General features: G+C 67.7%; 18 protein-coding genes. 3 read left to right on the top strand and 15 right to left on the bottom strand.

The window, feature by feature from the left end; genetic code table 11:
* Positions 1-35: 35 nt before the first annotated feature.
* The 3 genes from ABZ345_RS04980 to ABZ345_RS04970 are packed head-to-tail and all read right to left on the bottom strand — an operon-like array spanning position 36 to position 1,889.
* Entirely contained in the window at positions 36-1,124 is a 1,089-nt protein-coding gene (locus ABZ345_RS04980; protein ID WP_359843007.1) for a PLP-dependent cysteine synthase family protein, read from the bottom strand.
* Between the two features lie 26 nt (positions 1,125-1,150).
* Positions 1,151-1,420 (bottom strand): DUF4229 domain-containing protein, encoded by a 270-nt coding sequence (locus ABZ345_RS04975; RefSeq protein WP_359843005.1) that lies wholly within the window; start codon positions 1,418-1,420, stop codon positions 1,151-1,153.
* 4 nt (positions 1,421-1,424) lie between these two features.
* Complete coding sequence (locus tag ABZ345_RS04970) at positions 1,425-1,889, bottom strand: Lrp/AsnC family transcriptional regulator (RefSeq protein WP_359843003.1); 465 nt, start codon at positions 1,887-1,889, stop codon at positions 1,425-1,427.
* 168 nt (positions 1,890-2,057) lie between these two features.
* Between ABZ345_RS04970 and ABZ345_RS04965 the strand changes: the two genes are divergently transcribed.
* Both ABZ345_RS04965 and ABZ345_RS04960 read left to right on the top strand, forming a co-directional pair.
* On the top strand, positions 2,058-2,264 hold the full coding sequence (locus ABZ345_RS04965; protein ID WP_030473853.1) for a BldC family transcriptional regulator: 207 nt from the start codon (positions 2,058-2,060) through the stop codon (positions 2,262-2,264).
* A gap of 57 nt (positions 2,265-2,321) precedes the next feature.
* Positions 2,322-2,489 carry a hypothetical protein gene (locus ABZ345_RS04960; RefSeq protein ID WP_359843001.1) on the top strand — a complete coding sequence of 56 codons (168 nt, stop codon included), beginning with the start codon at positions 2,322-2,324 and terminating at the stop codon, positions 2,487-2,489.
* A 55-nt stretch (positions 2,490-2,544) separates the two neighbouring features.
* On the opposite strand, the gene ABZ345_RS04955 is transcribed toward ABZ345_RS04960, so the two are convergent.
* The 4 genes from ABZ345_RS04955 to ABZ345_RS04940 form a co-directional block, all read right to left on the bottom strand.
* Entirely contained in the window at positions 2,545-3,888 is a 1,344-nt protein-coding gene (locus tag ABZ345_RS04955) for an AAA family ATPase (protein ID WP_359842999.1), read from the bottom strand.
* A gap of 103 nt (positions 3,889-3,991) precedes the next feature.
* Complete coding sequence (gene ccsB, locus ABZ345_RS04950; protein ID WP_359842997.1) at positions 3,992-4,915, bottom strand: c-type cytochrome biogenesis protein CcsB; 924 nt, start codon at positions 4,913-4,915, stop codon at positions 3,992-3,994.
* Positions 4,915-6,390 (bottom strand): cytochrome c biogenesis protein ResB, encoded by a 1,476-nt coding sequence (locus ABZ345_RS04945; RefSeq protein WP_359843140.1) that lies wholly within the window; start codon positions 6,388-6,390, stop codon positions 4,915-4,917. Before ABZ345_RS04945 ends, ccsB begins: the two co-directional genes overlap by 1 nt.
* 41 nt (positions 6,391-6,431) lie before the next feature.
* Complete coding sequence (locus ABZ345_RS04940) at positions 6,432-7,208, bottom strand: cytochrome c biogenesis CcdA family protein (protein ID WP_359842995.1); 777 nt, start codon at positions 7,206-7,208, stop codon at positions 6,432-6,434.
* A gap of 139 nt (positions 7,209-7,347) precedes the next feature.
* Here ABZ345_RS04940 and ABZ345_RS04935 point away from each other — a divergent pair, with 139 nt between their 5' ends.
* Positions 7,348-8,343: a M64 family metallopeptidase gene (locus ABZ345_RS04935; RefSeq protein ID WP_359842993.1), complete on the top strand. Its 996-nt coding sequence runs from the start codon at positions 7,348-7,350 to the stop codon at positions 8,341-8,343.
* Between the two features lie 336 nt (positions 8,344-8,679).
* Here the strand turns inward: ABZ345_RS04935 and ABZ345_RS04930 are convergent, their stop codons facing one another.
* From ABZ345_RS04930 to ABZ345_RS04895, 8 genes are read right to left on the bottom strand one after another with little or no spacing between them, the layout of a single operon-like run.
* On the bottom strand, positions 8,680-9,237 hold the full coding sequence (locus ABZ345_RS04930; protein WP_359842992.1) for a TlpA disulfide reductase family protein: 558 nt from the start codon (positions 9,235-9,237) through the stop codon (positions 8,680-8,682).
* Positions 9,234-9,863 carry a histidine phosphatase family protein gene (locus ABZ345_RS04925; RefSeq protein ID WP_359842990.1) on the bottom strand — a complete coding sequence of 210 codons (630 nt, stop codon included), beginning with the start codon at positions 9,861-9,863 and terminating at the stop codon, positions 9,234-9,236. The genes ABZ345_RS04930 and ABZ345_RS04925 overlap by 4 nt, the downstream gene beginning before the upstream one ends.
* Positions 9,860-11,155, bottom strand: coding sequence for a glutamate-1-semialdehyde 2,1-aminomutase (hemL, locus tag ABZ345_RS04920; RefSeq protein ID WP_359842988.1), 1,296 nt, complete (start codon positions 11,153-11,155; stop codon positions 9,860-9,862). The genes ABZ345_RS04925 and hemL overlap by 4 nt, the downstream gene beginning before the upstream one ends.
* Positions 11,156-11,166: 11 nt before the next feature.
* The gene (locus tag ABZ345_RS04915; RefSeq protein WP_359842986.1) at positions 11,167-11,526 is read right to left on the bottom strand and encodes a hypothetical protein; all 360 of its coding nucleotides are present in this window, start codon (positions 11,524-11,526) and stop codon (positions 11,167-11,169) included.
* Between the two features lie 5 nt (positions 11,527-11,531).
* Positions 11,532-11,951 carry a hypothetical protein gene (locus ABZ345_RS04910; protein ID WP_359842984.1) on the bottom strand — a complete coding sequence of 140 codons (420 nt, stop codon included), beginning with the start codon at positions 11,949-11,951 and terminating at the stop codon, positions 11,532-11,534.
* Positions 11,951-12,565, bottom strand: a complete 615-nt coding sequence (locus ABZ345_RS04905) for a hypothetical protein (protein ID WP_359842983.1) — start codon at positions 12,563-12,565, stop codon at positions 11,951-11,953. Before ABZ345_RS04905 ends, ABZ345_RS04910 begins: the two co-directional genes overlap by 1 nt.
* On the bottom strand, positions 12,562-12,960 hold the full coding sequence (locus tag ABZ345_RS04900) for a hypothetical protein (RefSeq protein WP_359842981.1): 399 nt from the start codon (positions 12,958-12,960) through the stop codon (positions 12,562-12,564). The genes ABZ345_RS04905 and ABZ345_RS04900 overlap by 4 nt, the downstream gene beginning before the upstream one ends.
* Positions 12,957-13,403 carry a hypothetical protein gene (locus tag ABZ345_RS04895; protein WP_359842979.1) on the bottom strand — a complete coding sequence of 149 codons (447 nt, stop codon included), beginning with the start codon at positions 13,401-13,403 and terminating at the stop codon, positions 12,957-12,959. Before ABZ345_RS04895 ends, ABZ345_RS04900 begins: the two co-directional genes overlap by 4 nt.
* Positions 13,404-13,407 lie beyond the last annotated feature (4 nt).

Here is a 13,407-nt window from a genome sequence, read left to right as displayed (position 1 = left end):
AAGTGCTCAGGTCACGCTGTGACGCAGGACTCCCGTCACCAGTTCCCCGTGCGGTGGAAGTTGTTGAGACGTTCAAGACACGGGTCGAGATCCATGTCCTGTGCGGTCACCCATGTGTCGTCGTAGTAGGTGTTCGCGTAACGCTCGCCACCGTCGCACAACAAAGTCACCACGCTCCCGCGCGTGCGAGACTGCCGCATCTCGGACACGATCTGGAACGCGCCCCACAGATTCGTTCCGGTCGAGCCACCGACCCGCCGCCCGAGCAGGTCCTCCACGTACCGGATGGTCGCCACGGACGCCGCGTCCGGGACCTTCATCATGCGGTCGATCACCTGGCCGACGAACGACGGCTCGACCCGCGGCCGCCCGATGCCCTCGATGCGCGAGCCACGCGTGCCCACCAGCTCGGGCGTGCTGTCTCGCCACGCGTCGAAGAACACCGAGAACTCGGGATCCACCACGGCCAGCCGGGTCGAGAGCTTCTGGTAGTGGATGTACCGGCCGATCGTGGCCGACGTACCGCCCGTGCCCGCTCCCACGACGATCCAGTCCGGCTCCGGCGAGGGCTCGAGCTTCATCTGGTCGAAGATCGACTCGGCGATGTTGTTGTTGCCACGCCAGTCCGTCGCGCGCTCGGCGTGCGTGAACTGGTCCATGAAGTGCCCGTCGAGCTCGGAGGCCAGCCGCCGCGACTCGTCGTAGATCGTCGACGGGTCGTCGATGAAGTGGCACCTCCCGCCCTGCCGCTCGATCAGCGCGACCTTCTCGGCCGAGGTCGACCGGGGCATCACGGCGATGAACGGCAGCCCCAGCAGCCGCGCGAAGTACGCCTCGGAGACCGCCGTCGACCCGGACGACGCCTCGATCACGGGCGTGCCGCCGGTGATCCAGCCGTTGCAGATCGCGTAGAGGAACAACGACCGCGCCAGCCGGTGCTTCAACGAACCGGTGGGGTGCGTCGACTCGTCCTTGAGGTAGAGGTCGATGCCCCAGTCGAGCGGCAGCGGGTAGCGCAGCAGATGGGTGTCCGCGCTGCGGTTGGCGTCCGCCTCGATGATCGAGACGGCTTCGCACACCCAGTGCCTGGTCCTGCTGCAAACACGGTCAAGAGTGGTACTCACGCAGGCACGATAACCGCAGGTGACGCCTACCCCTGAGTAAGAGGGCCTTCGTCACCACGCAGCTCGGCGCGCAGCTTGTCGCGCTCGGCCTGCCGGACCGCCTGGCGCTCGTTCAACCCGACCGCCACGCGCTGCCGCAGCCCCTTGAACAGGAACAACGACGCGGGCAGCGCCACGACCACGCCGACGGCCAGCGCGGGGAGCAAAGGAACCTTGACCAGCATGAGCGCGCCCGCCACCACCGCGACGAGACCGAGGCGGGCGAGAACGTAGAACGTCACATCTCGAGCGAGCACCCGTTCAGGTTACGTCGCCCATCTCGTCGCTCGTGTTGGGCCGCCCCTCGAAACGCGTGGACAGCACCACCGTCGTGCGCGTGCGGGCAACGCCGTGGATGCGCCGCAGCCGCCCGAGAGATCGCTCGAGGTCGTCCACGGTGGCCACCCGGACCTTCACGATGAACGACTCGTCGCCCGCCACCCGGTAGCAGGACTCGACCTCGATGAGCTCGCTCAACGCGTCCGCGACCTCGTTGTCGTCCGCGATGTCGGTGGGGTGGATGCCGATCAGCGCCGTGACGCCCAGGCCGACCGCGCTGGGGTCGACGACCGCGTGATACCCGACGATCACGCCGCTGGACTCGAGCTTGCCGACCCGCTCGTGCACGGCGGAGGCGGACAGGCCGACCTGCCTGCCGAGCTCGGCGTAGGTGGCGCGGCCGTTGGCGCGCAGTGCGGCGATGATCTGACGATCAAGAGCATCCACCCGGAACACCCTATGCCCAGTCCTCACGCGGAGCCCTCACACACTCCTGCAGCTTGTCCGGTTCGCCCCTGTCGTCCCTTACTACCTCTTTACCAAAAAACAAGCGTTCGAGTACCTGATGGGTCAGATGCCACGATCAGACCGGAACGTCTGATCTGAGGAGGACGAGTGACTGCAGCCACCGAGCGGCTCTTGACGCCTGGGGAAGTCGCCAATCTGTTCCGGGTCGACCCGAAGACCGTGACCCGATGGGCCACTGCAGGTCGCATCGGCTCGATTCGCACGCCTGGAGGACATCGCAGGTTCCGTGAGACCGAGGTGAAGGCTCTGCTTTCGGAGCTCACGACCGAGGCGACTGAACCCGTCCGCCACTGAAACCGTAGTTACCCCTGTGCCGCGGGTAATCTCGTGGCAAAGGGAGGTGGCGACCAGATGATCTACCTGCTGGCGGTGATCGGTGCGCTCACCGTGGCTGTGCTGGTGTGGCGAGCCTTCGCCCCACAGCATTCGGAGTACACCCCGGGCCGCAAGGTGATCGCACCTGACGACGACCCGGAGTTCCTGCGCAAGCTCGACGAGCGGCGCAAACGCGACGAGTGACCGGAAAAGGGGCCCTGTCCTCAGGGCCCCTTTCGCCAGGTCGAACGCCGCCTGACTAGGTGTTCGGGAAGTCGTCCGCCACGACGGCGCCGAGCTCCAGCAACGCCAGGCGGGTCTCCGGCGCGAGCCGGTCCAGCGCGATCTCCGCGCCTTCTTCGAGGTGCTCGTCGAACGGCAGCCGGACCACCGCGCGGCATCGCTGCTGGAAGTGCGCGGCGAGCTTGTCGAGGTCGACCTTGCCCGACTTCGGGCGCACCGAGTTGATCACGCAGACGGACTTCGCGACCAGGTCGCGGTAGCCGTGCGCCTCCAGCCAGTCCAGCGTCGCCGCGGACGTCTGCGCGCCGTCGACCGAGCCGGACGACACGAGCACCAACTGGTCCGCCTCGTCCAGGACGCCCTTCATCGCGGAGTGCATCAGTCCGGTGCCGCAGTCGGTGAGCACGATGTTGTAGAAGTGCTCGAGCAACGCCACGGTGCGCCGGTAGTCGTCCTCGCTGAACGCCTCCGACACGGCCGGGTCCTGCTCGGACGCGAGCACTTCGAGACGCGCCGGTGACTGCGATGTGTAAGCACGCACGTCGCTGTACCGGGTGATCCGCGAGGCGTCGCGCAGCAGGTGCCGCACGGTCGCCGTGGTCTCCCGCGGGATCTTCAACGCCAGCGTGCCGCGGTCCGGGTTCGCGTCGACCGCGATCACCCTGTCCCCGCGCAGCGACGAGAAGGTCGAGCCCAGCGTGGTCGTCGTCGTGGTCTTGCCGACACCGCCCTTCAGGGACAGCATCGCGATCTTGTAGCACCCTCGCAGCGGCTGGTTGATCCGCGCGATCAGCTCACGACGCCGCACGTCGGCGGCGCTCTCACCGAGGTTGAGCGCACCGCCGGTCATCGCGTGCAGCCCCTTGCGCCAGCCAGAGGCCGGCGGCCGCTTCTCCTTCTTGATGAGCTGCTGCGACGACACTTCCTGCGCCTGCGAGCGGTACGGCTGCTGCGGGAAGTTGTTCGGGTACTGACCGCCGGCGAACTGGCCGTACTGAGCCGTGTTCTGGGGCATGTTGTGGGGTCCGGACTGGCCGCCGCCGACCGAGTAACCACCCGACTGGCCACCGCCGACCGAATAACCACCCGACTGGCCGCCACCCACCTGGTACGCGCCGGAGCCGTCCACGGAGTACGCGCCGGACTGCGAACCGGGCACCACGTAGGGGCCGCTGGCGTTGCCGGGCACCTGGTACGGGTCGGCCTGGTACGGGTCCTGGGGACCGCCCACGTTGTACGGGCCTGATTGGCCGCCGCTGACGTGCTGCGGACCGGACTGCTGCGGGTCGAGGTAGGCCGTCTGCGGGTCGACGTACTGCGGGCCGGAGCCCTGTTCCTCACCCGGTGGTTGCCAATTCACCGCTGTGGCCCTCCCTGAGCAAGAGGGACCAGGACTTCCCCGACCCCCAGGTTGCGACGGTACGCAACCGACGGCGGTTCCATCGACCTGGGGGCTTAACTCGTTAGAGACCTGCGTACGAATGCAACCCGCTGGTGACCAAGTTGATGAAGAACAGGTTGAACACGTTCAGGGCAAAGCCGCCGACGTTGATCCAAGCGGCCCCACGACCACGCCAACCGGCCGTCGCGCGCGCGTGCAGATACGCCGCGTAGACCACCCACGAGACAAACGCCACGGTCTCCTTGGGGTCCCAGCCCCAGAACCGGCCCCAGGCGGCCTCGGCCCAGATCGCGCCGCAGATGATGCCCGCGGTGAACAGCGGGAACGCCAGCACCGTCGTCCGGTACGACATCCGGTCCAGGACGTCGGCGGACGGCAGCTTCGGGAAGCTCTCGGGCTTGCGGTCCTTGAGCAGGTAGAGGATCGAGGTCACGCCGGGGATCAGCAGCACACCGGACGAGATCGAGATCACCGAGACGTGGATCACCAGCCAGTACGACCGCAGCGCCGGCTGGACGGGCGCGGAGTCGGCGTACAGGACGGTGCCGCCGAGGAACAGCAGGATCAGGATCGGCGTCAGCACGAACACGCCGAGACGGCGGATCGGGAACTTCGCCATCAGCACGATCCACGTCACGATCGCGGCGAGGCAGAGCAGCGACATGTACTCGTACATGTTGCCCCAGGGCGCGCGCCCGGCGGACAGACCGCGCATCACCAGCGAACCCAGGTGCAGCAACGCGCCGAGCACCGTCAACGCGGCACCCATGCGACCGATGCGCTCCGGCCTGCTCACTTCGGTCCTGACCGGCTCCTGCACCAGACCCGGAACTGGCGCACCGGCTCCGACCAGCGCTTTCTCCTCACGCGGGGCACGCGCGAACGCCTGCTCGACCGCGTAGAGAAGGATCGCGAAGAGGTAGACACCCAGCGCGCTGCGGTACAGCCAGTCGCTGTAGGTCGCGAGGGTCTCGTTGACCGGCATCAGGACTTCTCCTCGTTCAGCACCGCGCGGGCCAGCCGCGTGAACTCCTCGCCGTATCCAGCCTGGTCAGTGCGGGCCAAGCCGCCGACCTCGACCAACGTACGCCCGTCGTCCTGAGGGGTCGCACGCACCCACACCCGGCGGCGCTTGACGGTCAGCGAGACCCCGAGACCGAGAATGATCAGGATTGCGAACACCAGCACGTACCCCTGCGTCGGGTCGTGCGAGACCTGCAACGACACCCAGTCGCTCACGGAGTCGAACCGCACCTTGGTGCCGTCGTCGAGCGCGATCTCCTCGCCCAGCGCGAGGTTCTTGCGCGCGACCTTCTGCAACCGGCCCTGCTCGACCATCTTCGTGTCGATCGAGAAGATCGACTGGCCGCGGCCGTCGTCCACGCCGAGATCGCCCCGGTACACGTCGACCGCGACCATCGGGTTGTTCAGCGCGGGGAACTTCGAGTTCAGGATGTTGCCGTGCAGCAACGGCGTCGGCGCCAGCAGGCCCGTCACCGCGATCTGGCCCTTGCGCCGCTGCTCGGAGTCCGTCACGCCGGGCGGGTCGAACTTGGTCGCGCCCTCAGACGCCAGCGTCAGCTGATCGGTTGGCAGCCACTGGATGCCCTGGGTGCGCTTCTCGCCGTTGGGGAACGTCACCGTGAACGTCGGCGTGTACCCGTGGCCGAGCAGGTAAAGGCGATCACCTTCGGTCCGCAGCGGATGGTTGACCTGGAGGTTGAACGGCTTCCACGTGTTCGCCGCGAGGTCGTCGCCCGACTGGTAGCGGATGTCGGCCTGGTAGCCGACGGGCTGACCGTTGTCGAGGTAGTCGGCGGAGAACTTGCCGATCTCCACGCAGAACGGCGTGAGGTCCGTGCCGTCGACGCGCAGCCCCGGCCGGAACTGGTCGTAGTTGAAGATGCCGCCGTTGCAGAACTGGCCGCCGTTGGCCTGGACGATGACCTGGCCCTCGTAGCTGAACATCTTGCCCAGCGCGAACGACACCAGCAGCCCGAGCAGTGCGAAGTGGAAGACCAGGTTGCCGGTCTCGCGCAGGTACCCGCGCTCGGCGCTGACCGTCTCGTCCCCGGTGTCCATCCGCCAGCCGCGCATCGACTTGCGCGCACGCTCGACGGCCTCGTCCGGCGTCACGTCGAGCACGGCCTGCGCGTGGTGCGGCATGCGCGAGAGATTGCGCGGCGTCAGCACCGGACGCGCACGCATCTGCTTGAAGTACTCCACCGTGCGCGGCAGCAGACACCCGACGAGCGAGGTGAACAGCAGCAGGTAGATCGCCGCGAACCACGGCGTCGCGTACACCTCGAAGAACCCGAGCTTGAGCAGGACGTCGCCCCACCACCCGTGCTGGGCGATGTACTCGTCCACCTTCGACGCGTTCAACGACAGCTGCGGCAGCAACGCCCCCGGCATCGCCGCCAGCGCCAGCAGGAACAGCAGGGTCAGCGCGGTCCTCATCGAGGTGAGGCCGCGCCACGTGTTGCGGAGGAAGGCGATCACTAGAGCGGCAGCCTCACGACGTCGACGAACGAGTAGCGCAGCCACCCGACGAACTCACCCCAGAGCCCCGTGACCAACGCGATCCCCACCAGGATCAGCAGCACGCCACCGAAGACCTGCACCTGCCGAGCGTGCGAGCGCAACCACTTGGTCACCCCCAACGCCCACCGCGCACCGAGCGCCAGCACCACGAACGGCAGTCCGAGCCCCAGGCAGTACGCCAGCACCAGCACGCCCCCGCGCACGGTCGACGACCCGACCTCGGTACTGCGCGCCACCGCCAGCACCCCGGCCAGCGTCGGCCCGAGACACGGCGTCCACCCGAGCGCGAACACCGCCCCGAGCAACGGCGCCCCCACGAGCCCGGCCCTGGGCCTGGCGTGGAACCGCACGTCCTTCTGCAGCGCCGGAACGAGCCCGATGAACACCAGTCCCATCAGGATCGTGACCACACCACCGATCCGCTGGAACAGATCGGCGTTGAGGAACAACGCGTCCGACGCCCCGAGAATCGCCATCGAGGCCAACGCGAAGACCACCGTGAACCCGAGCACGAACAGCAACGAGGCCCCAGCCACCCGCCACCGCCCGGCCTTGGCGGGCTCGTTCGCCTCGACCCGAGGCGCCTCGGCCCCGACCAGCCCGGCCAGGTACGCCAGATAACCGGGCACGAGCGGCACCACGCACGGCGAAGCGAACGAAATGAACCCGGCGAGCAAAGCAACCCCGGTGGCCAGCAGCAACGGCCCGGAGATCGCCAGATCGGTGGGGTTCACACAACTCAGGGTAGGTAGTTGCCCAGATCACCCGCCCACCGAGGTCGCTTTTCCGTATCCAACGGCCTCGTTCAACTGCGGCATAAGTACCGACGATTGCCGCCTTGTGGGTGACATCACGGTTGCTTAGCGTCAGCGCATGCATCGTTCCCGGCTGATCCTCCCAGCGCTCACCGTCGCCGCGCTGGCCCTGTTCGCCCAGGTACCGGCCGGCGGCGCTGCCCCGGCGATGGAATGGCGCGAGGTCTTCAACGAAGACGGCTCCATCACCCAGGCCCTGACGCCCAAAGCCCCGGCCGAGAGAACAAGAACGGGCTTCAAAGCCCTGGCCACCGCTGAAGTGATCCAAATCCAGCAGGCCGAGGGCGGCGAAGACCCCAACAACGCCTTCGACCTGGTCTTCGTAGGCGACGGCTACACAGCCGCCGACCTCGCAACATACTCCGCCAACGTGGAAAGCAAGTGGGCCGAACTCTCCGCCGTAGAACCGTTCGCGGAGTACAAAACCCACTTCAACGTGTGGCAGGTCAACGTCATCTCCAATGAGTCCGGTGTGGACAACGACCCGACCAAGGGCCTGCAAAAGGACACCGCACTGGACATGGGCTTCTGGTGCCAGGGCCGCGACCCGAACACCGAACGCCTCCTGTGCGTGAACGAAGCCAAGGCCAAGGAGTACGCCGCCCTGGCCCCCCAGGCCGACCAGGTGATCGCCCTGGGCAACACCACGAAGTACGGCGGCGCAGGCGGCTCAGTGGCCACCGCCGCAGGTTCCAACGCCCAAGCAGGCCAAATCGCAATCCACGAACTGGGCCACTCGATCGGCGGCCTGGCCGACGAGTACGACTACCCGTACCTCACCTACACCGGTGCCGAACCACGCGAAATCAACGTGACCAAGGACCCCACCGGCGCCAAGTGGTCCGAGTACCTGGGCCAGCCCTCCCCGGACGGCGGCGTGATCGCCCCAGTGGAAGGCGCCCGCTACTACAAGAGCGGCCTCTACCGCCCAACCAGCAACTCGATCATGCGAACCCTGGGCAAGCAGTTCAACTCGATCGGCAGGGACGCCATGATCAAGGCCTTCAAGGCCAAGATCCCAACCCCGACGCCCCCGCAACCGCCCGCGAACTAGCCCCCGCACGCCGAAGGCGGCGGCCCTCAAGCGAAGCCGAAGGCGAGCAGTACCGATGGCGAAGCCGAGGCAGCTTTTCCCGTGCGCTTCGGGTGGGGTCCCGTCACGAGTCGTGCCTGATCGTCTGCCGCTCCGGTACGGCTTGGGACGGGACCCCACCCGGACCGCACCACCTACGGAACTGGCAGCCGCCGAAAGCACCAGGCGTGCCATCAACCCGCAAGCGGCGCTGGCCGGTCTTTGATCAGATTGGCGGGGTCCGGGGCAGAGCCCCGCGCCCTAAACAGGACACGCCCAAAGCAAGGCGACCACCCACAAGGCCGCGTCACACCAAGATCATTCCTTACCCAACTCATCCAAAACCGGCTGAACATCAGAAGCCAACACCGGCACCAGGAACACCGCCGCCACCTTGTGCTCCTTGTCCACCACAAACGTGGAAGGCACAGTATTAGCCGGAACCCCCTTGAAAACATTGATAAAACTACGCGAAGAACCGTCGTAAATGGACGGATAAGTCAACGACCGGTCCTTCATGAAGTCCTGCGGATGCGACTTGGCAGTCTCCTTCACATCCACCCCCACCACCTGAGTCCCAGAATCGAACAACTTCTGCATCTCAGGCGCCTCAGTCCGGCAGGGCCCACACCAGGCCCCCCAAATGTTGATCACGACGGGTTTCCCGGAGTAGTCGGACAGCCGAACCGTCTTCCCCTCCTCCATGAGGGACTCCCCCTCAAGCCCGGTCAGCGCCTTCCGCTCCCCAGCCGCGTACCGGATCTTCACCTGCCCACCGGGCGCCACCAGGTAGAAGTCCCCGGCCCCGATCTGAGCAGCGTCCTTCCCCACCGAGCACCCGGAAACCAGCAGCAGCAGTACGAGCAGCCGTTTCATGCCCCGGTCACCCGAGGGTTGGTCGCACCGACCGGCTCCGAGTAGGCGATCCGAACCAACTGCTCCCCCTCGAAGATCAACGAGGTGAGCGAGGCCAGCGAGCACTCCCGGCGACGCGGGTCGTGCCACATCCGCTTCCCTTCCAGGAACCGCCGCACGGTCCAGATGGGCAACTGGTGCGACACGCAGACCGCCTCGTGCCCCTCAGCCTCTGCCCGAGCCTTCTGCACCGCACCGAGCATCCGGTGAGCGATCTCGATGTAGGGCTCGCCCCAGGACGGCTTGAACGGGTTGATCAGCTTCGGCCAGTGCTGGGGCGACCGCAGTGCGCCGTCGCCCACCGCGACCTTCAGCCCCTCGAACTGGTTGTCGGCCTCGATCAACCGCTCGTCGGTGGCCAGTTCCAGCCGGTGCGAGTCGGCGATCGGCGCAGCAGTCTGCTGTGCACGCTCCAAAGGCGACGCGACCACGTGCACGATGTCGTTCTCCGCCAACGATTCGGCGACGGTCAGGGCCTGCTTCACGCCGCGCTCGGACAGCCGGAACCCGGGAATCCGGCCGTAGAGGATGCCCGTGGGGTTGTGCACCTCACCGTGGCGCAGCAGATGGACGACGGTGCGGGTCACTGGCGGGCCTCCTTGGCAGCGCGGGCCGCGGCGGGCAGCGCGTCGGCGATCACGGCGAACTCCTCTTCACCCATGGCGGCGTTGACGAACCAGGCCTCGTACGCCGACGGCGGCGCGTAGACGCCTCGTTCCAGCAGGGCGTGGAAGAACGGCGGGAAGCGCCACGTCTCGGACGCCTGCGCACCCGCGTAGTCCTTCACCTCCGAAGAACCGAAGAACACGCTCACCAGGTTCCCGGCGAACTGCACGCGGTGCTCGACGCCGGCCTCGGTCAACGCGGCCGTGAACAGCGCGCCCAACCGGGTCGCGTTGCGGTTGAGCGCTGCGTACACCTCGTCGTCAGCCGCACGCAGAGTCGCGAGCCCGGCCGCCACCGCGACGGGGTTACCTGACAACGTGCCCGCCTGGTAGACGGGACCGGACGGCGCGAGCCGAGCCATCACGTCCGCACGGCCACCAAAAGCGGCCGCGGGCAGACCGCCCGACATGACCTTGCCGAACGTGTAGAGGTCGCCGCGCACGCGCTCCAGACCGAACCAGCCGGCCCGCGAGACGCGGAACCCGGTCATGACCTCGTCCATGATCAGCAGCGCGCCGTCGGCGTCGCAGATCTCGCGCAACGAAGCGTTGAACTCAGGACCGGGCGCGACGGCGCCCATGTTGCCCGCCGCCGCCTCGGTGATCACGCAGGCGATCTCGCCGGGGTTCTCCGCGAACGCCGCCCGCACGGCCTCGACGTCGTTGTACGGCAGCACGATCGTGTCCTCGGCCTGCGCGCCCGTGACACCCGGCGACGAAGGCAGGCCCAGCGTCGCGACGCCCGAGCCGGCCTGGGCCAGCAGTGCGTCGACGTGACCGTGGTAGCAGCCGGCGAACTTGATGATCTTGCGCCGCTCGGTGAAGCCGCGGGCCAGCCGGATCGCGCTCATCGTGGCCTCGGTGCCCGAGTTGACCAGGCGGACCTGCCGGACGGGCTCGACCCGGTCGACCAGCTCGGCCGCGAGCTCGATCTCACCCTCGGTCGGGGTGCCGAACGACAGCCCGGACGCGGCCGCCTTCTGCACCGCCTCGACGACGGCGGGGTGGGCGTGCCCGAGGATCATCGGGCCCCACGAGGCCACCAGGTCGACGTACCGGTTGCCGTCCGCGTCCCACAGATGTGGACCTTCGCCCCGGACCATGAAGCGCGGGGTGCCGCCGACGGAGTGGAACGCCCGCACCGGTGAGTTGACCCCGCCGGGGGTCAGCGTGGAGGCGCGCTCGAACAGGGCCTGGGATCGACTCGCAGTCACGTACCCCAGTCTCACACGTCGGCTTCAGCGGCTTTCTGCGGCCGGGTGCGCACGGCCAGCACGACCTGCCGCACCGCGTCCAGCGCCAGGATCACGGCCAGCGTCAGCGCACCGACGGCCGTGCCGATCCAGTTGCCGTGGTAGCGCGTGGAGATCAACGGCTCCTGGCCCTCGATGATCGAGTAGGCCAGCCTGACGACACCGCGGTTCCAGCACCACACGGCGAGCCACGCCAGCAGGACGATCGCGACGATCTCACCCGCCGCGATCAGCCACCGCCTGGGCTGGTGCAGGCTCGGGCCGGCGGGCGGGGCCGCTTCCGGCTCCTCCATCACGGTCTCCGAATCCGGCTCAGTCACGGCCTCTGTCACGTTGCTCACCCTCTCACGACCTGCCGCAGGGCTGCGAGCAAGGCTTCCGGATCGCGCGCCCACGCCAGCACCACGGTGCCGTCGAGCAGGCGCAACGGCACCGCCGTCGTCCCCTTCGGCACCGACCAGCCGCCGCCGAGCACCCGCGCACCGGCCGGCGCGCCGACGTCCCGGAAGGCCTCGATCATCGCGACCGGCAGCTTCTCCCTGCCGAACTGGGCCTCGTCGGCCGTCAGCGCGATGCTGCCGGTCTTGATCCGCCCGTGCACCCACAGGACCGCGCCGAGCGTCAGCCCGAGCCCCACGATCGTCCACAGCGCCACCGACGCGGGCCCGGTGATGAGCTCGACGAGGTATCCGGCGACCGCGAACGCCGGTCCCCACAGCAACGGCCACCAGCTGCTGCCGGCCTCCCGGTACAGCACTACCGCACGAACCGGTTGGACGCCGGGAGGAACTGCAGCACCACGGCGGCGACGATCAGTCCGAGCACGACGATGCTGATCGCCGTGCCGGGCTGCCACACCTGCGCGGCCAGCGCGACGAGCATGATCGCGATCGTCGAGAGGAACCCGATCGCACCGAGGACCGTCAGCAGGATGCGCGCCCAGTTCTGCCCGTTGCGCAGCACGACCGCGAACGCGACGTACGGCGCGGCGGCCACGAGCATCGCGAAGCCGGAGACCAACGCCAGCGCCCGCACACCGAGCTCGCCCGCCGCGCGGTCCACCGAGTCGTCCTGGTTGAGGAAGTACTCGGTGTTGGTGAGGAACAACACCGGGAACACGGCCACCGAGAGCACCGCACCCGCGATCCAGATCCACATCGCCGCCGTGATCGTCGCCGGACGCTGCGGCGCGAGCTCCTGAGGCAGCACGGGCCCGAGCGGCGGCATGGGAAAGCCCATGTTGTTGACCGCGTGCACCTCGTACGTGCCGTGCGTCGCGGGCGCGGTGTACGGGTTGTCCTGCCACTGCACGTTGTCGGGGTTCGACCACGGGCTGGGGCTCTGTGCGGGGTTCTGGGCAGGATCGGTCACTTCTCACGCACCTCCGCCAACCACTGTGCCGTAGCCGACTGCCACGTGAAGATGATCGCGACACAGATGAGCAGCAGAGTGACCAGAGTCGCCGGGCTGACCCCGACGATCAGCAGCCACAGCATGTGCGCGATCGCGACCAGCGACAGCGCGATCCGGGCCCAGTTCCTGCGCCTGAGGAACAGCCGGGTCAGCCACGCGTAGAGACCGGCGAAGATCACCGCCACGACGGTCAGCGAGATCAGGAAGTTCGTCACCTCGCCCGGTGGCCTGTTGCTCAGCCGCTCGATCTCACCGCGCTGGAACCACAGTCCGGCAGTGGTGAACAGCACGAACACCGCGGTCGCGAGCCACACGCCGACAGCGATCCGGACCTGCCTCGGAGCGTCGTTCACTCCGCCCGCTCGCTCTCGGTCAGGTAGTCGCTCGACTGCCGGAAGTAGAACAGCACCAGACCGGCGATCGCGACCAGGCAGGGAACCAGCCCCAGCACGTTGTCGACGGCCAGCTGGAAGAACAACGCGATCAGCAACGTGATCAGCAGGCCGGTGCGGCTCCTGCGCACGCCCGTCCTCACCCTGTGGGCGAAGAACACGGCGAGAGCGGTCAGCAGGAGGTTCACCGCGAGTGTCGTGACGATGATGACCGTGACGGCGGACTGGATCTCGGCGGGAGTGAACTGGGGGTCGGTGTTCGCCTGCACCTGTGCGTCGATCAACACCTGTTTGTTGAGGTACAGGTAGATCGGGGTGAGCACGACGAGCGCCATGCCGGCCACGACGAGCCAGAAGCCCGCGGTGATCGTGCCGGGAGTGCCCGATTCCTTCGGAGACGTCACGGTC

The sequence above is a fragment of the Lentzea sp. NPDC005914 genome, assembly GCF_040629405.1.
Lineage (GTDB): Bacteria > Actinomycetota > Actinomycetes > Mycobacteriales > Pseudonocardiaceae > Lentzea.
The sequence above is the reverse complement of the archived record's forward strand: the minus strand, read 5'-3'. Positions and strand labels throughout refer to the sequence as shown.

Bases quoted from the DNA above. Each gene is read 5' to 3' on its own strand.
- ABZ345_RS04945 (WP_359843140.1), bottom strand. From the start codon at position 6,390: ATGAGGACCGCGCTGACCCTGCTGTTCCTGCTGGCGCTGGCGGCGATG.
- ABZ345_RS04930 (WP_359842992.1), bottom strand. From the start codon at position 9,237: ATGAAACGGCTGCTCGTACTGCTGCTGCTGGTTTCCGGGTGCTCGGTG.
- ABZ345_RS04960 (WP_359843001.1), top strand. From the start codon at position 2,322: ATGATCTACCTGCTGGCGGTGATCGGTGCGCTCACCGTGGCTGTGCTG.
- ABZ345_RS04935 (WP_359842993.1), top strand. From the start codon at position 7,348: ATGCATCGTTCCCGGCTGATCCTCCCAGCGCTCACCGTCGCCGCGCTG.
- ccsB (WP_359842997.1), bottom strand. From the start codon at position 4,915: ATGCCGGTCAACGAGACCCTCGCGACCTACAGCGACTGGCTGTACCGC.